Origin of the sequence: Nordella sp. HKS 07 (assembly GCF_011046735.1) — a bacterium.
Lineage (GTDB): Bacteria > Pseudomonadota > Alphaproteobacteria > Rhizobiales > Aestuariivirgaceae > Taklimakanibacter.
Window position 1 is genome coordinate 1,239,320 of record NZ_CP049258.1, and the last position, 25,689, is coordinate 1,265,008.

12 protein-coding genes are annotated in these 25,689 nt (G+C 62.6%); 2 read left to right on the top strand and 10 right to left on the bottom strand.

Features of this window, described 5'->3' with window-relative positions; all coding sequences use genetic code 11:
• Positions 1-6: 6 nt before the first annotated feature.
• The 4 genes from G5V57_RS05980 to G5V57_RS05995 form a co-directional block, all read right to left on the bottom strand.
• Positions 7-1,989, bottom strand: coding sequence for an acetyl/propionyl/methylcrotonyl-CoA carboxylase subunit alpha (locus G5V57_RS05980; protein WP_165166640.1), 1,983 nt, complete (start codon positions 1,987-1,989; stop codon positions 7-9).
• 209 nt (positions 1,990-2,198) lie between these two features.
• Positions 2,199-3,806, bottom strand: a complete 1,608-nt coding sequence (locus tag G5V57_RS05985; RefSeq protein ID WP_165166641.1) for a carboxyl transferase domain-containing protein — start codon at positions 3,804-3,806, stop codon at positions 2,199-2,201.
• 218 nt (positions 3,807-4,024) lie between these two features.
• Positions 4,025-5,194 carry an isovaleryl-CoA dehydrogenase gene (locus G5V57_RS05990; RefSeq protein ID WP_165166642.1) on the bottom strand — a complete coding sequence of 390 codons (1,170 nt, stop codon included), beginning with the start codon at positions 5,192-5,194 and terminating at the stop codon, positions 4,025-4,027.
• A gap of 17 nt (positions 5,195-5,211) precedes the next feature.
• On the bottom strand, positions 5,212-6,870 hold the full coding sequence (locus G5V57_RS05995) for an AMP-binding protein (RefSeq protein ID WP_165166643.1): 1,659 nt from the start codon (positions 6,868-6,870) through the stop codon (positions 5,212-5,214).
• A gap of 538 nt (positions 6,871-7,408) precedes the next feature.
• Here G5V57_RS05995 and speB point away from each other — a divergent pair.
• A complete protein-coding gene (speB, locus tag G5V57_RS06000) occupies positions 7,409-8,323 on the top strand; it encodes an agmatinase (protein WP_371744809.1) in 915 nt (304 codons plus the stop codon).
• Positions 8,324-8,506: 183 nt separating this feature from the next.
• Entirely contained in the window at positions 8,507-8,965 is a 459-nt protein-coding gene (locus tag G5V57_RS06005) for a DUF5681 domain-containing protein (RefSeq protein ID WP_165165500.1), read from the top strand.
• A 324-nt stretch (positions 8,966-9,289) separates the two neighbouring features.
• On the opposite strand, the gene G5V57_RS06010 is transcribed toward G5V57_RS06005, so the two are convergent.
• The 6 genes from G5V57_RS06010 to G5V57_RS06035 all read right to left on the bottom strand — a co-directional run bounded on the left by G5V57_RS06010 (position 9,290) and on the right by G5V57_RS06035 (position 25,627).
• On the bottom strand, positions 9,290-10,663 hold the full coding sequence (locus G5V57_RS06010; RefSeq protein WP_165166645.1) for an autotransporter domain-containing protein: 1,374 nt from the start codon (positions 10,661-10,663) through the stop codon (positions 9,290-9,292).
• On the bottom strand, positions 10,660-12,444 hold the full coding sequence (locus G5V57_RS06015) for a hypothetical protein (RefSeq protein WP_165166646.1): 1,785 nt from the start codon (positions 12,442-12,444) through the stop codon (positions 10,660-10,662). The genes G5V57_RS06010 and G5V57_RS06015 overlap by 4 nt, the downstream gene beginning before the upstream one ends.
• 283 nt (positions 12,445-12,727) lie before the next feature.
• On the bottom strand, positions 12,728-16,114 hold the full coding sequence (locus tag G5V57_RS06020) for an autotransporter domain-containing protein (RefSeq protein ID WP_165166647.1): 3,387 nt from the start codon (positions 16,112-16,114) through the stop codon (positions 12,728-12,730).
• Positions 16,115-17,057: 943 nt separating this feature from the next.
• Positions 17,058-20,360 carry an autotransporter domain-containing protein gene (locus G5V57_RS06025; RefSeq protein ID WP_165166648.1) on the bottom strand — a complete coding sequence of 1,101 codons (3,303 nt, stop codon included), beginning with the start codon at positions 20,358-20,360 and terminating at the stop codon, positions 17,058-17,060.
• Between the two features lie 459 nt (positions 20,361-20,819).
• Positions 20,820-23,285, bottom strand: a complete 2,466-nt coding sequence (locus G5V57_RS06030) for an autotransporter outer membrane beta-barrel domain-containing protein (RefSeq protein ID WP_165166649.1) — start codon at positions 23,283-23,285, stop codon at positions 20,820-20,822.
• Entirely contained in the window at positions 23,258-25,627 is a 2,370-nt protein-coding gene (locus tag G5V57_RS06035) for a hypothetical protein (protein ID WP_165166650.1), read from the bottom strand. The genes G5V57_RS06030 and G5V57_RS06035 overlap by 28 nt, the downstream gene beginning before the upstream one ends.
• Positions 25,628-25,689 lie beyond the last annotated feature (62 nt).

Sequence of the window (25,689 nt, forward strand, 5' to 3'; positions counted from 1 at the left end):
ACGGATTCAGCCCGGGGCCGCAAAGCGTAAAAGCTCCTGGCCTTCCCGAATCTGATCGCCCGGCTTGCAGCCGACATGCTCGATCGTACCGGAATGACCGGCCTTCAGCACATGTTCCATCTTCATCGCCTCCAGAACGGCGAGAGGGGCGCCTTTTTCGACCTGTGTGCCTTCTGCCACATGGACGGCGATGATCCGGCCCGGCATCGGCGCGATGATCCTGAGCGCCGCCGCTTCAGCCCCTTCGTCTTCCATCGCGATGGGCGCCTGCCTCATGCGGTAGCTCGCGCCGTCGAGGAACAGGGTGACGTCGTCGCCGCTCTTGGCGAAGCCCGCCCAAACCCGGCGTCCGCCGAGTTCGGCGCCGAGCCGGCCCTCGGACGACAGGGTGGCCGTCACCAGCATAGTGGATTTCTTGAGATGGAAGACGAAACCGCCCTTGGCATAGTCGAAGACGATTCTGTGGATCGCCTGGCCGCCGCTGATATCGATCAGGGACAGGTGATCCTGGCCACCGCCATAAAGTCGCCAGCCATCGGCCACCGACCACGGATCGTCCTCGGCCACTGAACGGCCGCTCAGCAGAAGGCCAGTGGCCGCCAGCAATAAAGCCTCATCGCCGGCCGCTGGCACGCTGGGCAGAAGCTCCTTCTCATGCCTGCCGATGAAACCGGTATCGAGATCCGCCTTGGCGAAGGCCTTGTTGCCGGCGAGCTTCGCCAGGAAGGCGGTGTTGGTGACGAGACCGGAGATTTCGGTTTCGGCAAGCGCCCGGCGCAGCTGCGCCAGCGCGGCGCCGCGGTCGCGGTCCCACACGACGAGCTTGGCGATCATCGGATCATAATAGGTGCTGATCGCCTTGCCCTCTGTGATACCGGTGTCGACCCGCACATGCGCGGTTTCGGCCGGGAAACGCAGATGCGTGATGCGCCCGGTCTGCGGCAGGAAATCGCGGTCGGGATCCTCGGCATAGATCCGGACTTCGAGCGCATGACCATTGAGAACGAGCTGGTCCTGGGCAAGCGGCAGCTTTTCGCCCGCGGCGACTCGCAACTGCCATTCGACGAGATCGAGGCCGGTGATGAACTCGGTCACCGGATGCTCGACCTGGAGGCGCGTATTCATCTCCATGAAATAGAAGGAGCCGTCCGCGTCGAGCAGGAACTCAACCGTGCCGGCGCCGACATAGCCGATCGACTTCGCCGCGGTGACCGCCGCTTCGCCCATGCGCTGGCGCAGGGCCACCGTCATGCCGGGGGCCGGCGCCTCCTCGATCACCTTTTGATGTCGGCGCTGGATCGAACAGTCGCGCTCGAAGAGATAGACGCAGTTGCCGTGCGTATCGGCGAAGACCTGGATCTCGACATGGCGCGGCCGGGTCAGATATTTTTCGATCAGCATCCGGTCGTCACTGAAGGAGTTCTGCGCCTCGCGCTTGGCCGAAGCGAGTTGGTCGCGGAATTCACTCTTCTTCTGGGCAACCTTCATGCCTTTGCCGCCGCCACCGGCGGAAGCCTTGATGAGCACGGGATAGCCGATCTCGTCGGCTGACTTTTCGAGCCTGGCCGGATCCTGGTCGTCGCCGTGATAGCCCGGCACCAGCGGCACGCCGGCCTTCGCCATCAGCGCCTTGGCTTCGCTCTTGCCGCCCATGGCGCGAATGGCGGAAGCCGGCGGCCCGACAAAGACGATCTTCGCCTCGGCGCAGGCTTGGGCGAAGCCGGCATTCTCGGAGAGGAAGCCATAGCCGGGGTGAATGGCTTCGGCCCCTGTCTGCTTCGCCGCCGCGATGACCGCGTCCATCTTGAGATAGCTGTCGCGCGCAAAGGGCCCGCCGATGCGCACGGCCTCGTCGGCCATGGCGACATGCAGCGCATCCGCGTCGGCGTCCGAATAGACGGCGATGGTGCGCAAGCCCAGACGCCTCGCCGTCTTGATGACCCGGCAGGCGATCTCGCCGCGATTGGCAATGAGAACTGACTTCAGCATGATGAGCATTGCTCGCAATAACCCTCTCCCCGCTTCAGCGGGGAGAGGGGAGGGCCCCGCCGCGAAGCGGTGGGAGGGGTGAGGGGCCCGTCAGACGTAATCGGCATGCCCCTCACCCTTCTCATTGCTGCGCAATGGGCCCCTACCCTCTCCCCGCTGAAGCGGGGCGAGGGGTTCTCGGCGATCGCTGGAGAGATAAATGCCATCACTCACATCCTGAATATGCCGAAGCGGGTTTCGGGGATCGGCGCGTTGAGGGCGGCCGACAGGCTCAGGGAGATCACACGGCGCGTCTCGGCCGGATCGATGACGCCGTCATCCCACAAGCGCGCCGAGGCGAAATAGGGATGGCCCTGATGCTCATATTGCTCGCGGATCGGCGCCTTGAAGGCCTCCTCGTCTTCAGCACTCCAGCTCTCGCCCTTCGCCGTGAGACCGTCGCGCTTGACGGTGGCGAGCACATTGGCCGCCTGATCGCCGCCCATCACCGAGATGCGGGCATTGGGCCACATCCACAGGAAACGCGGCGAATAGGCCCTGCCGCACATGCCGTAATTGCCGGCGCCGAAGCTGCCGCCGATAATCACCGTGATCTTCGGCACTTGCGCTGTCGCCACCGCCGTGACGAGCTTGGCGCCGTGCTTGGCGATGCCTTCATTCTCATATTTGCGCCCGACCATGAAGCCGGTGATGTTCTGCAGGAAGAGCAGCGGGATGCGCTGCTGGCAGCAGATCTCGATGAAATGCGCCCCCTTCACCGCCGATTCCGAGAATAATATGCCGTCATTGGCGAGGATGCCGACCGGCATGCCAGCGATATGAGCGAAGCCGCAGACCAGTGTCTTGCCGTAGAGCGCCTTGAACTCGTCGAACTCGCTGCCGTCGACGATGCGGGCGATCACCTCGCGCACATCGAAGGGCTCGCGCGAGGTTGGGGGCATGACGCCATAGAGCTCGGCCGGATCGTGTTGCGGCGGTTTTGCGTCGCGCAGAACGAGATCGCCGGGCTTCCTGATCTGCAGATGCGCGATGGCGCGCCGCGCCAGCGCCAGCGCGTGCTCGTCATTCTGCGCCAGGTGATCGGCCACGCCCGAAAGCCGAGTGTGGACATCGGCGCCGCCCAGATCTTCCGCACTTACGACTTCGCCGGTCGCCGCTTTCACCAGCGGCGGGCCGCCGAGGAAGATCGTGCCCTGCTCGCGCACGATGATGCTCTGATCCGCCATGGCCGGCACATAGGCGCCGCCCGCCGTGCAGGAGCCCATCACCACCGCGATCTGGTGGATGCCCTTGGCCGACATATTGGCCTGGTTGAAGAAGATGCGCCCGAAATGGTCGCGGTCGGGGAACACCTCGTCCTGATTGGGCAGATTGGCGCCACCTGAATCGACCAGATAGACGCAGGTGAGCCGGTTCTGCTCGGCGATCTCCTGGGCGCGTAAGTGCTTCTTGACGGTGAGGGGAAAATAGGTGCCGCCTTTCACCGTCGCGTCGTTGCAGACGATCATGCATTCGCGGCCGGAGACGCGCCCGATGCCGGCGATGAGGCCGGCCGCGGGCACCTCGCCGTGATACATCTTATGCGCGGCAAGATGGCCGATTTCGAGAAAGGGCGAGCCGCGATCGAGCAGGCGCAGGACGCGTTCACGCGGCAGCAGTTTTCCCCGCGCTTCATGCTTGTCGCGCGATGCCTTGGGCCCACCCTGCATGATGGCGCCGGAGACCTTGCGCAGATCATCGACGAGCCCGCGCATATGCTCTTCATTGCGCCTGAACTTGTCGGAGCCGGGATCGATATCGCTCTTGAGAGTGGTCATGGGGCGCGGACTCGCGCTTTACCCTCGCCCCGCGAAGCGGGGAGAGGGAGGGACCCATTGCGCAGCAATGGGAGGGTGAGGGGCCTCTGGGACGGATGCGGAAATGCCTGCAAGAAGCCCCTCACCCTTCCCGCCGCTTTGCGGCGGGCCCCTACCCTCTCCCCTCTTTGAGGGGCGAGGGTGACATGCGCCGATTGCGTCATTCGGAATCCCATCCCCTACACCGACTTCTCGAAGAGCTCTCGCCCGATCAGCATGCGGCGGATCTCGCTGGTGCCGGCGCCGATCTCGTAGAGCTTGGCGTCGCGCAGCAGGCGCCCGGTCGGGAAGTCGTTGATATAGCCGTTGCCACCAAGCAGCTGGATGGCGTCGAGCGCCACCTGCGTCGCCTTCTCGGCGGCGAAGAGGATGGCGCCCGCCGCATCCTCGCGGGTGACGCGGCCCTGGTCGCAGGCCTTGCACACCGTATAGACATAGGAGCGCGCCGCGTTCATCAGCACATACATGTCGGCGAGCTTGCCCTGCACCAGCTGGAAGGTGCCGATCGGCTGGCCGAACTGCTTGCGGTCGTGCACATAGGGCAACACGACGTCGAGCGCCGTGCGCATGATGCCGACGGCGCCGGCGGCGAGCACGGCGCGCTCATAATCGAGCCCCGACATCAGCACTCGCACACCCTTGTTGACGTCGCCGACGACATTCTCTTCCGGCACCTCGCAATCCTCGAAGATGAGCTCGCCCGTGTCGGAGCCACGCATGCCGAGCTTGTCGAGCTTCTGCGCGGTGCGGAAACCCTTGAAGCCCTTCTCGATCAGAAAGCTGGTGATACCCTTCGGCCCCGCGGCAGGGTCCGTCTTGGCATAGACGAACAGCGTGTCGGCGATCGGACCATTGGTGATCCACATCTTGTTGCCGTTGAGGATGTATTTGGAGCCCTTCTTTTCGGCCTTGGTGCGCATTGACACGACGTCCGAGCCCGAGCCCGGCTCCGACATGGCGAGTGCGCCCACATGCTCGCCCGAAATGAGCTTCGGCAGATAACGGCGCTTCTGCTCATCCGAACCGTTGCGGCGGATCTGGTTAATGCACAGATTGGAATGGGCGCCATAGGAGAGCGCCACCGACGCCGAGGCGCGGCTCACCTCCTCCATCGCCACGGCATGGTCGAGATAGCCGAGGCCCAGCCCGCCGAATTCCTCCTCGACCGTGATGCCGTGCAGGCCGAGTTCGCCCAGCCTGGGCCACAGATCGCGCGGGAACTCATTGCTCTTGTCGATCTCCTGGGCACGCGGTGCGATCTCGGCCTGAGCGAAGGTCGAAACCGTGTCGCGGATCATCTCGGCGGTTTCGCCGAGGTCGAAATCGAGGCCGAAATTGCTCTGTGCCATGCCTCACTTAGCTCCCATCATGCCGTCTTCTCTTCCTCGAGGCCGAGCTCCTGGCGAGCCTGCTCGCGCATCAGATATTTCTGGATCTTGCCGGTCACCGTCATCGGGAAGGCGTCGACGAATTTCACATAACGCGGGATCTTGTAATGGGCGATCTGGCCCTGGCAGAAGCCGCGTATCTCCTCATCCGTGCAGACGACGCCGGCCTTGAGCTTGACCCAGGCGCACAGTTCCTCGCCATATTTCTGGTCGGGCACGCCGATCACCTGTACGTCCTGCACTTTCGGATGCCGGTACAGAAACTCCTCGATCTCGCGCGGATAGATATTCTCGCCGCCTCGGATGACCATGTCCTTGATGCGCCCGACGATGTTGCAATAGCCCTCCTCGTCGAGCGTGGCGAGATCGCCGGTATGCATCCAGCGCGCCGGATCGATGGCTTCCGCCGTCTTTTCCTTATCGTCCCAATAGCCGCGCATCACCGAATAGCCGCGTGTGCACAATTCGCCCGCGACACCTGGCGGCACGATGCGGCCTTCGGCGTCGACGATCTTGACCTCGACATGCGGATGGATGCGCCCGACCGAGCCGACGCGCTTTTCGAGCGGATCGTCGGGCGAGGTCTGGAAGCTCACCGGGCTCGTCTCCGTCATGCCGTAGCAGATGGTGACGTCGTTCATATGCATCTCGCTCACCACCCGCTTCATCACCTCGATCGGACAGGGCGAGCCCGCCATGATCCCGGTGCGTAAAGAGGAGAGATCGAATTTCTTGAAATCGGCATGGCCGAGCTCGGCGATGAACATGGTCGGCACGCCATAGAGGCCGGTGCATCGCTTCGCAGCGACGGTCTCCAGCACGGCCAGCGGATCGAAGCCCTCGCCCGGATAGACCATGGCCGAGCCATGGGTGATGCAAGCCATGTTGCCGAGCACCATGCCGAAGCAGTGATAGAGCGGCACCGGGATGCAGATGCGGTCTTTCTCGGTGAGCTTCATCGTCTCGCCGATGAAGAACCCGTTATTGAGGATATTGTGATGGGTGAGCGTGGCGCCCTTGGGATACCCGGTGGTGCCGCTGGTGAACTGGATATTGATCGGCTCGTCGAACTGGAGCTCACCCGCAAGATCCGCCAGCCGTTTGTGGTGTTCGGGCTTGGCGAGACCGGCGATATCGTCGAAGCCCAGCATGCCGGGTACAGCGCCGCCGATCCGGATGACCGTCTCGAGATGCGGCAATCGCCCGTCGGCCTGGAGCTGATTGAGCATGCCGACATAGTCGCTGGTCTTGAACTGGCTGGCGGTGACGAGCGCCTTGCAGGCGACCTTGTTGAGGGCGTAGTCGGCTTCCGCGAGCCGGTAGGCCGGGTTGATATTGACCAGGATCAGGCCGGCCTTGGCGGTGGCGAATTGGGTGATCACCCATTCGGCATTGTTTGGCGACCAGATGCCGACCCGGTCGCCGGGAACGAGACCCAGCGCCAGCAGGCCGGCGGCGAAGTCATCGACCCTTTGCTTCAGCTCCGCATAGGTCCAGCGCACCTTCTGATGGCGCACGATCAGCGCGTCGCTTGTCGCCCAGCGCCGGGCCGCGTCGTCGAAAAAGGCGCCGACCGTCTGGCCGATCAGCGGGGTATCGCCGACCCCGTGTACATAGCTCTGTGTCAGCCTGGCCATACCGGTCCTCCAATAGTTACCAAATAGGAATATGGCCCGGTTTTCAACCGCGACGACCGAAAGTCTAAACTTGTGCACGGCCTGCTACCTAGCGCGCGGCTCGGCGGCATGCATAGGCTCTGAGCCATGACCGAGATCAAGATGATCACCATCACGCACAAGGCCGGAGCATCGAAATATAGATTGCCGAGGCGGCTGGGCTGCGGTGACGGTCGACGCGGCGCTGCCAAGTATTCCCCCTCTCCCGCTCGCGGGAGAGGGTGCCCGACAGGGCGGGTGAGGGTGTTGGCTCGGGCGGCGCGCTCTATGAGGCTCTATTCACTTTCACCAAAGAACACCCTCATCCGGCCTTCGGCCACCTTCTCCCGCAAGCGGGAGAAGGGGAAAACCCGGGGACAGTGGCACGCGGCGCCAGGTCGCGGCTGCCGTGTGGGACCCTTGCCTATCCAGGCTCATCGTGCCACCTGTGGGCCGAAGTCCAGCCTGTATGAGGTGTAAAGTGACACGTACGTTGAATCAGCCCTTGGGCGGCAATCAGATGCCGCGCTTCGGTGGCCCAGCCACCATGATGCGCCTGCCGACGCAGGTCGGCACCGAGGGCCTCGATGCCTGCTTCGTCGGTATCCCGATGGATATCGGCGCCTCCAACCGCGCCGGCACGCGTTATGGCCCGCGCCAGGTGCGCGCCGAATCCTGCCTCATCCGCCCCTATAACATGGCGACGCGCGCCGCCCCCTTCGACAGCCTGATGGTGGCCGATATCGGCGATGTGGCGATCGACACCTTCAACCTGCCGAAGAACATGGACATCATCACCGATGCCTATCGCGGCATCATCGCCAAGGGGTGCAAGCCCTTGACGATCGGCGGCGACCACACGCTGACCTATCCTATCCTGCGCGCCATGGCGGAGAAATACGGCCCCGTCGGCCTCATCCATGTCGATGCCCATGCCGACATCAACGAGAACATGTTCGGCGAGAAGATTGCCCATGGCACGCCCTTCCGCCGCGCGGTGGAGGATACGCTGCTCGACACCAGGCGCTGCGTCCAGATCGGTCTGCGCGCCACCGGCTATGCGGCCGATGATTTCGACTGGCCGCGCCAGCAGGGCTTCCGCGTCGTCCAGGCCGAGGAATGCTGGCACAAGTCGCTGAGCCCGCTCATGGATGAAGTGCGCCAGCAGATGGGCAAGGGCCCGGTCTATCTGAGCTTCGACATCGACAGCCTGGATCCCGCCTTCGCGCCGGGCACGGGCACGCCCGAGATCGGCGGCCTCACCACCATTCAGGGCCTCGAGATCATCCGCGGCTGCTGGGGTCTCAACCTCGTCGGCTGCGACCTCGTCGAAGTGTCGCCGCCTTACGATCCAAGCGGCAACACCGCCCTCACCGGCGCCAATCTCCTCTTCGAGATGCTTTGCGTGCTGCCGGGCGTGAAGCGCCGCGCCTGACGTTCCGCTCATACTACCCTGTACTTTGCAGGGGAATTAACTGGGGATTTACAGGGATCTACAGCGATTTTTGGCCTCGCCGCGAAAGCAGCGGGGCCATATCGAATTTGCCGCGCCGCCTTGACTTCGCGGGCTTATAGGGAACACAAGCCCACGAAGTGAAGTGAAATTCGGAGGCGTGCGATGAACGACGGCAAGACATCCTCTTCAAGCGTTGGCTATGGCCGCCCGCCGGTCGGGAGGCGTTTCCGGAAAGGCCAGTCGGGAAATCCGGACGGACGGCCGAAAGGCAGCCGAAACCGGCCGAAATCGGCGGCGCGCGACCTACAGGCGCTCATCCTCGAAGAAGCCTTTCGCCTCACCAAGATGACTGTGGATGACGAGGAAATCAGCATGCCTGTCGCGCTCAGCGTGATCAGGGCGTTGACCGCCGCCGCGGCCAAGGGCGATCTGCGCGCGCAGGCAGCCTTCCTGAAGATGGTGATCGATAGCGAGGATAGAGTGGCGGCCCAGGCCCGGTTGAGCGACGGCGACACGCCTGGAGCGAGTGAGGAAGTGGATTTTGAAATCGTGATCGTCGATCCTAAACCGCACACTCAGGATCAAGGTGGGCGGCCACAACTCCAGACCAGCTCGGTATAAAGTCCGAGCCGGCCCGCCGTCTTGTCGCTGTCACGAAACAAATTCCACACACTGCGCCGTTAGAGCGTGATGACTCAAGAAGGAAAGGCTTTTCTCAAAACACCCTCATGCTGAGGTGCGACCCCGGCCTTGAGCCGGGGGAGCCTCGAAGCATCCGTCAGGATGAAGCGATCCTTCGAGGGCCGCATCGCGGCCACCTCAGGATGAGGATGATAGGTCTAACAGCAGGCACGACTCCGGGCCGGCTCGGCACATGGTCCGAACCGGCCCATCGTCTTGTCGCCGTCACGAAACAAAAATCAACGGTAGAACACAAGCCGTCGCCTACCAGGCGACTCGCACCCCGGCATTGCCGGCGAAAGCCTCGTAGTCGTCGGCGAACTGGTAGTTGCCACGCAGGAAGCCCGACCAGCCTTCCGGCGCCGTGGCACTGAAGCCGAGCGACACATCGCCATAGGTCTGGGCCGGATCGTCCGCCACGCCGAAGGCCGGGATCAGCGGGTCGATGATCGTCGCGCCGTTCTCGCCCGAGAAGTTCTGCCACACGCTCGCCGTCACATCCGACGAATAGACCACCGCATTGCTCGCCGCGTGGTCATAACCGAGCCTGAGGCCGAGACGGCCGCGCAGGCTCGTCTCGTCGTCGAACTCGACCGTGCCGCCGAAGATATCGACATCGTCGATCGAGGTGTGGAGCAACGCCAAGGTGGCCTGCGGTTCGAAGAAGGCGCCGACGCCGGCGCCGAACTTGTAGCCGGCATCGATCATGGCGCCGATATTGAGGCCGTCGGTGTCGGACTCATCCGCCGCCTGCGCCAGATCCTCGGGGTCGATGGAGATATTGAGGAAGTCCGCCTTGACGGTCGCATCGGCATAGAAGGCGCCATTGAGATAGCTCGCATAGACACCAAGCGACGGGCCACTATAGCTCCATTCGGTGTTGGTATCCTTGAAGTCGAGATCGGAGCCGAGATAGCCGCCGAACAGGCCGAACATCAGCGCATCGCCCTGGCCGCCGACATTCTCCAGGCCGAAGTCGAAGCCCGCCATGCCGCCGAGCACCGTCTGCTTGCGGTCCAGCGTGAAACCGTTCTGCTCGTCGTCGCGCTCGAGCCAGGCGCCCACACCCCTCATCCAGAAGCCCGGCAGGAGCCTGGCGACCGGCGTCGCCTCGACCGGCTCGGTGAAGTCGGCGACCGGGGTGACCAGCATGCCGGCGATGACCGATCTCAGATCGGCCTGGCGCTGCAGCAGCACGCCGGTCGACTGGAACCACATGTCCTGCGCGGCGGTGATGCCGGCGGCGAACTCGTAAGCCCCGACGCCGATGCCGGAGCTGTAGAGCTCATGCACATTGTTTTCGGCATCGTATCTCAGATCCCAGGCGTAGAAGCCGGCATTGAGCGGACCCGCGAGCTGGAAATCACCCTCGACGGTGTTACCGGTCGACACTCCCACCACCGGAATGCCGACGACATTGGCGCCCAGCGCATCGAGGACATTGACCGAGATCCAGGTCGTTCCGTCCTCGCCGACGCTGCCGTCGATCTCCAGCATGTCGGCTTCGCCGCCAGCTCCGCCGCCGAGCACGGCATCGACCGCGAGCCGGCCCTCGCTGGCGAAATAGGTCGAGTTCCCCTCGCCATCCCCGCGAAGTTCGAGCCGATCGCCGATCGCCCCGTCGGCGAGCGAGATCAAGCCGTCGGAATTGGTGAACGTTCCAGACCGAAGAGGCGCGTTCTCTCAACCTGCGTCGCATCATTGGCGGCCAGCAGCGTGCCGGAATTGGTGACCACGTCGTCGCCGCCCCCGAACAGGTTCGCGCCGCCGGCGGTGTTCCAGAAGCCGGCATTGTCGAGACGGTCATCGTTGAATTGTCCGGATTCTCCACCGATGCCGAGGTTCACGATGCCGATGAGATTGCCATTGTTCGTGATCTCTGTCTCGCCGCCATCGGTCTCGATGGCGAGGTAGTCCGAACGGCCGGACAGATTGCGCACCAGACCATCATTGATGATCGAGATGTCCTGGCCGTCATCCGAATAGGCATCGATGGCGCTGCCGGCGCCTTCGACGAGACCGCTGGCGCCGATGACGATCCTTGTGTCGCCGGTTCCATAATTCTCGCTATCAATTCCGTAATCGCTAGAACCGGTCACCCTTCCATAGATGACGATCGTAAGATCGCCGTCGCCATATTGCTCGGCATCGATGCCGTCATCGTCTCCCTCGACAACGCTTCCAACATTAGTGGTGATCTTGAGGCTGGTGCCGGAATCTGAATTTTCTGCTTCAATGCCGCTGTTCCTGGTGCCGATAACCGTGCCATTGACGGTGATCTCGAGCTTGCCACGGCCGTTGTTCTCCGCGTCGATGCCATCGTCACTTCCGGTAACCTTGCTTTGCGCACCGGTGGTGACAGTCAGATCGGCGCCATCATTGCTGTCCCAGTTGCCATTCCCGGCAAATATGCCGTCACCGTCCTCGCCCTCGACACGGCCATTGACCGTGATGGCGAGATTGCCTTCGCCGTAGTTGCGTGCATCGATGCCATGACCGGGGCCTTCGTCATACTCTCTATAGGCCAGCCCCTTTCCGATGATCACACTCCCGACACCGGTGGTGATCGTGAGATTGGTACCCTCGTTTCTGGCATAGAGGCCGCTATAGCCTTCCCCGGTCACCTGGCCGTACACGTTGACATCCAGATCCCCATCACCCTGATTATCGGCGATGATCCCAGTATCCCCGCCCGCGATGGCGCCTTGCGCGCCGACGGTGATCTCGAGATTCGAACCCCGATTGACGGCCAGCAGTCCATAATTCCTACCGGCCACCTCGCCTTCGGCCGTGACGGTGAGTTCGCCTATCCCCTCATTGAAGGCCTCGATACCTTCATCGCGACCAGAGATGACGCTACCCTCGCCGGCGGTGATCGTCAGGTCATTACCATCGTTGCGCGCATGGATGCCGTCCGAATTTTCCCCCTCTACAGCGCCATCGGCCGTAACCGAGAGGTCGCCGTTCCCGTAATTGCGGGTGTAGATGCCATAGGTGGCACCCCTGATATTGCCGTTGGTCTCGATCGTCACCCCGCCACTCATCTCGTCATTGCCAGTCGAGATGACAGCAAGCCCGGCCGAGTCGGTGCTCCTGATGGAGGAGGCGTTGGTGTCGATGAAGGTCAGTTGACCGTCGCCGGTGATGACGATGCCGCTGCCTGCGTCGGTATATACGCTGAAGCCCGCCACCGTCGTGACAGTGGCATTGTCGGCAGTGATGGTCTGCCTCCCGCTGTCGCCGCTGCAGATATAGGTCGACGGGTCTGTCGGGTCGCAGGCGGCGAAGGCCTGACGGCCATAGCCGATGAAGGGCACAACGGTGAGGACGGTCGTCAAAGCCAGCCGGCTGCGAAAGACACGGCCCACGCGCCGTGTGAGCGATACAGCCTGAGTTGCCGCCTTGATATGCCGTTCCATGTGCCCCCCACTTCATGCGGACCGGCCTCGGGCCGCAGATGGGCGAAAACTAGACTGACATTAAGTCACTGCAACAGGAACTTTTCCCAGCGCGCGCAAATATCGGCGCGCCGTGGCTTTTCTGCCACGAGCGAAGTCGACTTCTCGCGCCCTGGATGAACAAAAAAGCGGCGTCACACGAGGAACGTGTACGCCGCTGCAATTTTTCGTTGAACTACGCCAGGCAAGCAGCCTGTCATTGCGACAGGCTGCCCGCGTGATTCGATCCGCTCCGTCTCCTCGCCTACCAGGAGTATCGCACCCCGGCATTGCCGGTGATGGCATCGAAATCCTCGGCGAACTGGTAGCTGCCGCGCAGGAAGCCCGACCAGCCTTCGGCCGCCGTGACACTGAAGCCGAGCGAGATGTCGCCGAGCGTCCCGATCGTGTCATCCGACACGCCGAAATCGGTGAGGCCCGTCGCCGAGATCGACGCGTCATTGCTGCCGTTGAACTCCTGCCAGACGCTCGCCGTCAGGTCCGACGAATAGACCATGGCGTTGCTGGCGATGTGATCATAGCCGAGCTTCAGACCGAGCCGGCCCTTGATGCTGGTCTCGCTGTCGAAGTCGACATCGCCGCCACCGACCTCGGTATCGTCGATATCGGTGTTGAGCACGGCCAGAGTTGCCTGCGGCTCGAAGAACACGCCTTCACCAACGCCACCGATCTTGTAGCCGGCATCGATACGGCCGCCGAGATTGATGCCGTCGGTGTCGCTGTCATCGGCACCCAGGTCGTCCTGCTCGATGTCGATCGACAGGAAGTCGGCCTTGACTGTCACATCGGCATAGAATGAACCGCTCAGATAGGTGGCATAGGCGCCAACCGTCGGGCCGTCATAGGTCCATTCGCTGTTGGTCTCGCTAAATTTCAGCGTCGAGCTGAGATAGCCGCCGAACAGGCCGAACAGCCAGGTGTCGCCGCCCGTTGCATCCGTCGCGAAGTCGAAGCCGGCGAGGCCGCCATAGATCGACTGCTTGCGGTCGAGCGTGACGCCGTCGGTTTCGGCGTCGCGGTCGAGCCAGCCGCCGACCGCGTTGAACCAGAAGCCCGGGCCGACACGGCCCGCGGCTGTCGGCGCGACCGGCTCGGTGAAGTCGGCGACCGGCGTGACCTGCGTGCCGTTGAGCAGCGGGCGCAGATCGGCCTGGCGCTGCGCCAGCGTGCCGGTCGTCTGGTGCCAGATCTCCTGGGCGCCGGTGAGACCGGCCGCCATCTCATAACCGCCGATACCGACACCCGAGGTGAAGAGCTCGTACCAGTTCTCTCCTTCGTCGAAGCGCAGATCCCAGGCGAAGAGGCCGGCATTGACCGGGCCCGCGAGGCTGAAATTATCGGGGCCGGTCTCGCCATTGATGACCTTGACCACCGGGATGCCGAGCACATTGACGCCCGACACACCGACGACATTCACCGCGATGGTGGTCGTGCTCGCTTCATCGACATTGCCGTGGATTTCGAGAGTGTCCGATTTGCCGGCGTCTCCGGCGCCGAGCACGGCGTCGACCGCCAGGCGGCCATTCGTGGCGGAATAGGTCAGGCTTGGGTTATGGTCGAACAGCATGGAATCGCCGAACGGCAGGAACATTTCGTTGACCAGCACGAGGGTATCGCCGACAGCCCCGTCGACGAGCGTTATCTGGCCGCCGTCATTGTCGAACCTCTCCAGACCACCGAGGAGCGTCTCTTCATTCTCCGTCGCGTCATTGGCCGCCCGCAGAACGCCAGAATTGGTGACCTCGTCCTCACCACCACCGAAGTCGTTCCAGCCGTCGGACGTGTCCCAGAAACCGGCATTGTTGAGGCGACTATCGGTGAAGTCTTCAAAGTCTCCGAGGTCCACGGTGCCGATGAGATTGCCATAGTTCTTGATCGTGGTGTCGCCGTCGTCAGTCTCGATGGCGCGATCGCTTGATGAGCCCGACCGGTTGCGCACCGTACCCAAATTGGTGATCGAGATGTCCTGGCCGTAATCCGAATCGGCGTCGATGGCGGAATCATTGCCCTCGACGATGCCGCTCGCACCTATGGTGATAATCGTCTCGCCAGAACCATCATTTTCCGTCTCGATGCCATCGTTGTAGTAACCGGTTACCTTGCCATTGACGATGATGGTGAGATCGCCATCACCATTCTGTTCGGCATAGATACCGTCATCGTATCCCCAGACCACGCTTCCGACACCTGTGGTGATCGTGAGACCGGTGCCGTTGGATGAATTTTCCGCGTAGATACCGTCGTCGCTACGCCCGGTCACTGCGCCGTTGACGGTGATCTCGAGCTTGCCACGACCATCGTTCTCCGCGTAGATGCCATAGTCTTCTCCGATGACCTCGCTCTGCGCGCCGGTGCTGACGGTCAGATCGACGCCGTTATCATCGTTGTCGGCATATATGCCGTCACCGTCCAAGCCCTCGACAAGGCCGTTGACCGTGATGTCAAGATTACCTTCACCGTAGTTTTCGGCGTAAATGCCGTCGCGAGAGCCGGTTATCGCACTCTGCGCGCCAGTGGTGATCGCCAGATTGATGCCGTTTGACGAGTTCCGGGCATAGATACCAGCGCCGTCCAGACCAGTGACCTGACCATTGGCGGTAATATCGAGATCCCCGGAGCCATCGTTGCGGGCATAGATGCCATGACCGGGGCCAGGGCCTGCGTCAAACACTTCGCTATCTGCGCCATGGCCGATGATCACGCTCTCGGCACCCGTGGTGATGATGAGGTTTGTTCCGTAGCTTGAATTTTCGGCGCGAATGCCGCTGCCACCGTATCCCTGCACCGTACCGTCGGCGAAGATCTCAAGCTCGCCGTAACCATCGTTGTCCGCGAAGATACCATCACGCTCTCCAGTGACCTCGCTTTGCGTGCCGGTTCTCACCGTCAGATCGTCGCCGACAGGATGCTCGTTCACCGGGTGAAAGAAGCCGTTCCTGGCAACAATGCCGGCACCGCTCCACCCGGTCACATTTCCATTAACGGTAATGTCGAGATCGCCTTCACCATGGTTGCGGGCCTCGATGCCGTCATTGCCGCCGGAGATGTCGCTGTCCTCGCCAGTGGTGATTGTCAGATCGTTGCCATAGTTGAGCGCGGAGATGCCGTCGCCGGTCCTCCCCGTTACCGCGCCACCAACCGTCACCGAGACATCGCCGGCGCCGTCATTGCGGGCGTCGATGCCGGTGGCGCCGGTGATATTGCCGTTCGTGTCGATTATGACCCCACCTGCCTCGGTGACTTCATCCTCGATATTGCCGGTCGCATGAACAAGGAGGCCGGTGCCGTTTTCGCTCGTGATCGGCGAGGCGTTGGTGTCGATATAGCTCAACCGGCCGTCGCCAGTGATGGTGATGCCGTTGTCGGCGCCGGCCGCGGTCACGGAAAAGCCCGCGACCGTCGCGACGCTGGCGCTATCGATATTGATCGTCTCCCCCGCGCTGGCGCCGCCGCAGGAATAGGTCGAAGGGCCCGTCGGGACGCAGGCCGAGGCGGCCACAGCCTGGCGGCCATAGCTGATGAACGGCACGACGGTAAGGACGGTTGTCAAGGCCAGCCGGCTGCGAAAGGCAGTGCCCACGCGCCGCTTGTTCGATACATCCTGAGTTGCTGCCTTGATATGCCGTTCCATGTGCCCTCCCGAAAATGTGTGCGGGTCCGGATTCGGAGCCGCAGATGGGCGGGAAATTAGACTGACATAAAGTCACTGCAACAGGAATTTTTCCCCGACCGCGCAAAATCGATGTGACGTGGCTTTTCTGCCACAGACGCGGCGGACTTCTTCGCGCACTGGATGAGCTAGATCGCGGCGTCACACCGAGAGCGTGCGAAATATATCGTTGAGCAATCTCGATTTGATATCTCGTAAGTGCGTCGGATCTCGAAGTGATTCGGTCCGCTCCCCGGCGGCGGCTTCTCCCTCCGCCATGCGAAGCGCGGAGAGTGTGTCCGCCCACGGGCGGACGGGTGTGGTGTCTCCAGCGCTCATCAATGGGCGTGAGTAGCTCTTGCGGGGACGCAGAGCGCGACGAGTTCGGTTCTACCTATCGCTGCCGGACGTTGAAGGAAGTGTTGCAACAAACTCACCCCATCCTAGTGGGCGCTTCGAGGGCCGCTTCGCGGCCACCTCAGCGTGAGGTTTCTTTGGGAAGGGCGATTCCTTTTAGAGCCATCACGCTCATCGTATTGAGACGGCTATTGAACGATCCCCTCGCCCCCGGCGGGAGGGCTGTCCGGGGAAACTTACGACATGCCAGAGAAAATCACGTAAAGAATGGGATTCGTGACACGTCTTGTCTAACGAGACTCGGAACTCGCCTTCATTCCCCTTCTCCCGCAGGCGGGAGAAGGGGAAACCGGGTAAAGGCCTTGCGTACTGCAATGAGCGGGAGTGAGGGCGAACCAGCGGCACAATCCTGATGCGATGCCGGAACGATTGCCGTCAGTTCCCCCTCACCCTCCCGATGCTTCGCATCGAGTCCCTCCCTCTCCCCCGTTGGGGGCGAGGGTATAAGCGCACCCGACACAAGTTGTGTGAATCGGATAGTCGCCTTCGGCGATGGAGAGAAAATTCCCTACCAGGCGTATCGCACGCCGGCATTGCCGGTGATCGCCTCGAAATCCTCGGCGAACTGGTAATTGGCCCGGAGGAATCCCGACCAGCCTTCGGGCGCCGTGACGGCGAAGCCCAGCGAAATATCGCCGAGCGTCGCGATCGTGTCGTCCGCAACGCCGAAATCATCGAGCCCCGTCACCGCGATCGAGGCGTCGTTGCTGCCGTTGAACTCCTGCCAGACGCTCGCCGTCACATCCGACGAATAGACGACGGCGTTGCCGGCGGTCTGATCATAACCGAGCCTCAAGCCGAGCCGGCCCTTAACGCTCGTCTCGCTGTCGAAATCGACATCGCCGCCATAGATCTCGGTGTCGTCGATATCGCTGTTGACCACGGCGAGCGTGGCCTGCGGCTCGAAGAAGACGCCCTCCGTTCCGCCGATCTTGTAGCCGGTATCGACGCGGCCGCCGAGATTGACGCCGTCGGTGTCACTGTCGTCGGCCGCCGCCGCCAAGTCTTCCGGGTCGATCGAGATCGAGAGGAAGTCGGCCTTGACAGTGACGTCGGCATAGAAGGCGTCGTTGAGATAGGTCGCATAGGCACCGACCGTCGGGCCGTCATAGGTCCACTTGGTGTTGGTCTCACTGAACTTCAGCGTCGAGCCGAGATAGCCGCCGAAGATGCCAAACAGCCAGGTCTCGCCGCCCGCCGCATCCGTGGCGACGTCGAAGCCGGCAAGGCCGCCATAGATCGACTGCTTGCGGTCGAGCGTGTAGCCGTCCTGCTCGGCGTCGCGGTCGAGCCAGCCGCCCACCGCATTGAACCAGAAGCCCGGGCCGACGCGGCCGACGCCGGCCGGCGCCACCGGCTCGGCGAAGTCGGCAACCGGCGTCACCTGCGTGCCGTTGAGCAGCGGGCGCAGATCGGCCTGGCGCTGCGCCAGCGTGCCGGTGGTCTGGTGCCAGATATCCTGGGCGCCGGTGATGCCGGCGGCGAATTCATAAGCGCCGATGCCTATGCCTGAGCTGTAGAGCTCGTGCCAGTTCTCGAGCGCATTGTATCTCAGATCCCAGCTGAAGAAGCCGGCCTGGATCGGGCCATCCTGCAGAACAAAATCGCCCTCGCCGGTCTCGCAGTCGATGACATCGACCACCGGAATGCCGAGCATATTGGCGCCCAGAACATCGACGACATTGACCGAGATCCTGGTTGTCCCGCCACTGACATTGCCGCCGATGAACAACACGTCCGACAGTCCGTCCGAGCCGGCGCCCAGCACCGCATCGACCGCGAGGCGGGCATCCGTCGCGGAATAATCCACCTCGCCGGGTCCTTCCCCGATCAGCCTGAGGATGTCTCCAGCCCGTCCGTCGACCAGCGAGACCAGCCCGGAGTTCCCGAACCTCTCCAGCCCCTCGAGGACCGTCTCCTCATCCATGGCCTTATCGTCGGCGGCGAGGAGCGTACCGGAGTTCGTCACCTCATCATCGCCATCGTAAAATTTGCTCGTGCCATTCGCCATGTTCCACAAGCCGGCATTTTCGACGGTGTCATCGTGGTCGTCGAGATCCACATAACCGATCAGGGTGCCCCGGTTCAGGACATCCGTCTCGGCGCCCCCCGTGTAGATGGCCTGGTCATCAGATTCGGCCGAGAGATTCCGGACCACGCCGTCATTGGTGATCGCGATGGTCTGTTCGCCGTCGGAAACGGTTTCAATAGCGGCGAAATCACCCTCGACGAGGCCAGTGCCGCCGATCTTGATGAGGGTGTCGCCACCGCCATCATTTTCGGCTTCTATACCGGACCCAAAGAGATCCTCCTCACCCCGGCCTGTGACACGACCGTCGACGGTGATGTCGAGATCGCCGGCGCCATAGTGGTTCGCATCTATGCCGTCGCCGCCGATACCCGTTACCAGGCTGCCGGCGTCGGTGACGATCTTCAGGTCATCGCCATAGTTGAAATTGTAGGCACCTATGCCGTCGTCTCCCTGGCCGGTGACCGTGCCCCTGACAGTGATCGCAAGAATGCCTGCACCGGTGTTGCCGACGTCAATGCCGTCGTCGCGGCCGGTGATCACACTGGCGGCTCCCGTGCTGATCGTCATGTTCTGGGCGGCGCCATAATATCTCCGTTGAACGGGCGGGATATAACCGCTGTCGCCGTTGAAATTATAGGCGCGGATGCCGTCGCCATCATTGCCGGTGACCAGGCCATTGACGGTGATCGAGAGATCGCCCGCCCCCCCATTGAACGCCGTGATGCCACTGCGCTCTCCCGTGACCACGCTGCCCGCGCCCGTGGTGATGGTCAGATCCTGACCGGCGCCATTCTTGAAGTCATAGTCACCCCCACCATAAACCTTGACACCTCCCAAATTATAGGCGCGGATGCCGTCGCCGGAATAGGCGGTGACCTGGCCGTCGGCGATGACCGTGAGATCGCCGCCACCATAATTGCGGGCATTGATGCCGTTGTCGTCACCGCTGATCACGCTGGTCGATTCGGTGGCGACCGTCAGGTTGGCGCCGTTTTCGGAATTGTAGGCATAGACGCCGGCGCGCTCTTCGCCGGTGACGATGCCTCTGGCAGTGACGATGAGGTCGCCTTTGCCGAAATTGTTGGCGTTGATGCCGTTCTCGCGGCCAAAGACGCTGCTCTGCGTGCCGGTGGTGATCGTCAGATCGAGGCCAGTGCCCATGCCGAGATTACTCACGGCACGAATGCCGTCGCCCGCCAAGCCGGTAACCCGGCCATTGGCCGTAATGTCGAGATTGCCCATGGCTTCACTGTCGGCGAGGATGCCGTCAGCCCCGGTGACGGCACTGCCGATACCGGTGGTGATCGTCATATCGTCGCCCATATTACTATAGGCGTGGATGCCAGCGCCGCTCTCCCCCGTGACTGTACCATCGGCCGTGATGTCAATATCGCCCTGACCATCAGTGCGGGCGTATATGCCCGCCGCGCTCCCCGTTATGGCGCCATTCGTCTCGATCGTCACCGCGCCATCATCGGTGTTATTGCCCGTCGCTCCGACATAGAGGCCATGGCCATTGGTACTGGTGATGACGGAAGCGGTGCGGTCGATGAAGCTCATGGCGCCGTCACCGGTGATGGTGATGCCGTTGCCGGCGGCGGTCGTCACGCCAAAACCCGCAACCGTCGTGACAGCGGCATCATTGGAGGTGATGGTCTGCGCCCCGCTGGCGCCGCTGCAGGTATAAGTCGGCGCCACCGGATCCGGCACGCAGGCGGCTTCGGCCTGGCGGCCATAGCCCATGAACGGCGCCACGGTCAGGACCGTCGTCAGAGCCAATCGATTGCGAAATGCGCGGCTTGCACGTTGCGCGCGAGAAGCATCCGAAGATGCCGTCCAAGTCTTCCGTATCACGTACCGTCCCCCAGCGATGCGGGGCAAATCGGCACCCGTTGGCGGACAGGATTAAGCTGACATCGGGTAATCGCAACAGAATATTTTACTTAATCAGCACGAAATCGATAGACCGTGGCTCTGCTGACACAACCGCAGCGGACCTCATCTCGCATTGGATGAGTCAAGGCTCCGCACTGCAGCGAGAACGTGCGTTCGCCGCAACGTCTCGTTGAGCAAATCCGGAATCGACACATCGTCATCGAGCCGGATCTCAAGGTGACTCAATCCACCTCGAAGGTGTATTGCAGCACGCTCGCTTCGAGGGCCGCTTCGCGGCCACCTCAGCGTGAGGTTTCTCCTGCGCGCCACTCTCGCCGCCTTCGGCGGTGGCGGGAGAATTCTCTACCACGCGTATCGCAACCCGGCATGGCCGGTGACAGCATCGAGGTCCTCGGCGAACTGGTAATGGCCGCGCAGGAAACCCGACAAACCGTCGGGGGCGATCACGCTGAAGCCGACCGAGACATCACCGATCGTCTGGCCAGGATCGTCGGCCACACCCGTCGTGGGGAAAAGCGGCGCCGTGATGGTGGCGTCATTGTCGCCCGAGAAATCCTGCCAGACGCTCGCCGTGACATCGGAGGAATAGATGACAGCATTGCCGGCGATCAGCTCGTGACCGAGTCTCAGTCCCAGCCGACCGCGCAGGCTCGTCTCGTCGTCGAAGGAGACGGCGCCGCCGAAGACACCGACATCATCGATCTCGGTATGGATAAGCGCCAGCGAGGCCTGCGGTTCGGCGAACAGGCCATGATCGAGGCCGAGCCTGTAGCCGAGATCGATCTGGCCGCCGAGATTGAAGGCGTCAGTCTCGGCATCATCCGCCGCCGGCGCCAGATCCTCGGGATCGATATCGACATCGAGGAAGTCAGCCTTGACGACCGCATCGGCATAGAAGGCGCCGGCGACATAGGTCGCATAGACGCCGAGCGTCGGGCCTTCATAAGTCCATTTGGTGTTAGTCTCGCTGAATTTGAGATCGGATGTCACATAGCCGCCGAACAGGCCGAGCAGCATGGCATCGCCGATCCCGTCGACAGCGATGTCGAAGCCGGCGAGACCGCCGAACACCGTCTGCTTGCGGTCGAGCGTGAAGCCATCTTCCTCGCCGTCGCGGTCGAGATAGCCGCCGACCGCCTTGAACCAGAAGCCTGGACCCACACGGCCGGCTGCCGCGGGCGCGACCGGCTCACTGAAATCGGCAACCGGTGTCACCTGCGTCGAGGTGAGCAACGGACGCAGATCGGCCTGGCGCTGCAGCAGCGTGCCGGTCGTCTGCTGCCAGATGTCCTGCGCAGCCGTAATACCGGCCGCGAATTCATGAGCACCGGCGCCGAGGCCTGAGGTGTAAAGCTCATGCGTGTCGCCATCGAGCCTCAGATCCCAGGCGAAGAAGCCGGCATTGAGCACGCCGCCTTCGACGTCGAAATGAGATGCGTCCGTGCTTCCGCCCACGAAGATTACCGGCAGGCCAACATAATTCGGCGTGCTGCCGGCCGGGTTTGTCAGATTGACGACAAGACGCGTGGTTCCGCTCGTGTCGCTATCGACGACAAGCTTATCGGTGGCGCCGTCTTCCGACAGAAAGCCATCTATCGCCAGACGGCCGCCATGACCGACAAATTCCGTCGCACCGCTGAGGCGCAGCGTGTCTCCGTCATGCCCGTCGATCAACGAGACGACGCCGGAATTGTTGAAGGTCTCGAGATTCAGCAGCTCCGTGAACTCGCTGTCCTCGCCGTCATGCGCGGCGCGCAGAGCACCGGTATTGTCCACGACGTCGTCGCCGTCGCCGAAATCGCTCGCCGACGGTCCCACGCCGCCGACTTCCCACAGGCCACTGTTGTTGAGCGTATCGCCGAAAGCGCCGAGCGAGACCGTGCCGACCAACTGATTGTCGTTGCTGATCGTCGCGGCGCCGCCGGTGGTCGTGATGGCCCGGCCATCCGCCTCACCGGAGAGATTGCGCACGGTCCCGTGATTGGCAATCGAAATGGCCTGCTCGTTCAGTGAACGGGCCCAGATGCCGGATTCGTCGCCCTGGACGAGACCTCCGCCCGCCACTCTGAGGTCGGTGGTCGCATCGCCGGTATTGACGGCTCTTATGCCGTAGGACTCCGTGCCGGTGACCGCGCCCTTCACGGTGACTTGGAACGCACCGCTGGTCTCGTGGCGGACGTCGATGCCGTCATTCGCGCCGCTGACGACGCTTCCCGCTTCGGTGGTGATCGCCAGATCGGCGCCCTCGTTCTCGGCATAGATCCCGTCGTCGCCGCGCCCCTCGACGATCCCGTTGACGGTGATGGTGAGATTGCCGGCGCCATCGTTCTCGGCATAGATCCCGTCGTCCCCAGCCGAGATGAAGCTTCCGGCGCCTGTGGTGATCGTAAGGTTGCGGCCGTTATTTTCGGCGCCGATGCCGTTGCCGCCCGTATGCAGGGTCGTGATCGCGCCATTCGCGGTGATGGTGAGATCGCCTGTCCCGTCATTCTGGGCGTCGATGCCCTCGTAGTTGGCATTGATGGCGCTGCCCGCTTCGGCGGTGATCGTGAGATTCACGCCCGAATTCGAGGCATCGATGCCATCGCTGGTCTTGGCGGTCACTGTCCCGCCGATCGTGATGAAGAGATCGCCAGTGCCGTCATTATCGGCATCGATACCATCCGCCTCACCGGTGATGTTGCTCCGGGCGCCGGTCGTGATGGTCAGATTCCGACCAGAGACAGCTTCCGCATGTATGCCATCGCCATCTTCGCCCGTGACCAGGCCATCCGCCGCGATCACGAGATCTTGGGCGCCATTGGCCATGCGGGCGTCGATGCCGTCAGTGGCGCTTTGACGTTGCTCCCGGCCCCCGTGATAATTGTGAGTTGAGCATCGTTGTCGAAGTTGCGGGCATATATGCCGTCGAAATTCGTGCCGGTGACGTCGCCATCGACGGTGATGGTGAGAGCGCCGCGGCCGCTGTTCTGGGCGGCGATGCCGTTGAACCCCTTGACGGCGCTTCCCGCGCCGGTCTCGATCGTCAGGGCGTCACCCGCCGCATAATTAACCGCCATTATGCCATTGCCAGTTGTCCCGGTGGCGGCGCCATCGACCGTGATGGCGAGCGTGCCACTGCCGGAATTGCGGGCTTCGATGGCATCGGTGCTTCCCTTGACGTCGCTTCCTGCTCCGGTGGTGATCGTCAGATTGGCGCTGTTGGCGCTGTTCTGGGCGCGGATGCCGTAGCCATCGAGGCCTGTGACATCACCAAGTGCCACAATCTCAAGATCCTCTTGCCCGGAATTCGTGGCATAGATCCCATGGGTTCCCCCGGTGACCGCGCTTGCCGCACCGGTGGTGATCTTGAGATTCTTGCCGTTGTTGGAATTGAAGGCGGTGATGCCGGCACGGGTCGTTCCCTCGACGCTGCCATTGGCCGTGATAGTGAGATCGCCGCTGCCGGAATTATTGGCGTTGATTCCATTTGCATCGCCGGTGATCACGCTCGCAGCCCCGGTGGTCACCGTCAGACTGACGGCCGGCGACCGGTTGTCCGCTACTATGCCGTCGCCGTGCTCTCCAGTGACCTCCCCGTCGGCGGTAATGACGAGATCGCCGCCGCTGCCATAGTTCTTGCCGCGGATGCCGTGGAGCTTGCCGGTGATGTCGCTTCCCGCCGTCGTCGTGATGGTCAGGTCGCCGCCATTGGACGAGTTGAAAGCCTCGATGCCATAACGGGTTTCGCCCGTCACATTGCCATGGGCAATGATATCGAGATCGCCATCCCCGTTATTCCGGGCGAGGATGCCATTTCGATATCCGGTGATATTGCTGCCCGATCCGGCGGTGATCTTCAGGGCGCCGGCACCGGGCGTGTTCAGGGCATATATGCCGTCGCGCTCCGTCCCCGTGACCTCGCCATCGGCGGTGATGGTGAAATCGCCCCTGTCGTTTCGGCCGGCAATACCATCATAACCCGTGACGTTGCTCTCAGCCCCGGTCTTTACCGTCGCGCTGGCGCCGGAATAGTTGACGACCCATATGCCTCTGCCGACTGTGCCCGTGACCTCGCCATAAGCTGCCACCAGGAGCGCGCCATGGCCGAGGCTTCGCGCCTCGATGCCGTCATAGCCGCCCGTGACGACGCTTCCGGCGGCGGCGGTGACCGTCAGATCGCCGCTGCCGGGAAGATTGAGGGCATAGATCCCTTCCCGCTCTGTCCCGGCGACCTCGCCATGAGCGCTAATCGTAAGGTCTCCACTGCCTCCGTTGACGCCGCGGATGCCCATGAAATTGCCGGTGATCTCGCTCGCCGCGCCGGTCGTTATCGTCAGATTTTCACCAGCTGCCGAAGTGCTGGCGAAGATGCCATGCGCTTGGCCTTCCATTCCCGTGACCTTGCCATTGGCGGTGATGGTGAGATCGCCGGAGCCCAAGCTGCGGGCGTCGATCCCGTCGCCATATCCCGAGACCTCGCTCTCCGCGCCGGTGGTTATCGTCAGGTTCCGGCCACTCGAGCCGACAGAGGCGGATATGCCATCGACCCGTGCTCCGGTGACCTTGCCATCCGCCGTGATCTCGAGATCGCCCGTGCCCGCATTATCGGCCTTGATGCCGTGCGTATAACCGGAGACGGTGCTCCCTGCCCCGGTGCGGATGGTCACATCGCCACCGATCGCGGTGTTGCCGGCGTTTATGCCGTCATAAGCGAGCCCCGTGACACTGCCGTTGGCGGTGATGTTGATATCTCCGCCGCCGTCATTCCGGGCATGGATGCCGTTGTCGCCGCCGGTGATGGTGCTGTTCCCGGTGATCGTGATCGCCCCTTGCGTGGCTCCGGCGTCGCCCGTCACCCGCATATCGAGGCCGTTGTCATCACCAGTTATTATCGATGCGTTGCCGTCGACGAACTGCAGATGACCATCGCCGGTGATGCTGATGCCATGGCCGGCGGGCGCGTTCACGCTGAAGCCCGGAACCGTCGATACATTCGCATTGTCGGCGGTGATGGCCTGCGTCACGATATTGGCGCCGCCGCATAAGAAGGTGGGAGACGGTGACGGATCGCAGGCGGCAGAGGCCTGGCGGCCATAGCCGAAGAAAGGCGCAACGGTGAGGATCGTCGTCAATGCCAGACGGCGGCGAAACAGGCGGCTCGACCCCATAATTCCCTCAGCGGAAATCCGAATGTTTCAAAGTGATAACGCGAGGCAGGCTTCGCGCTCAA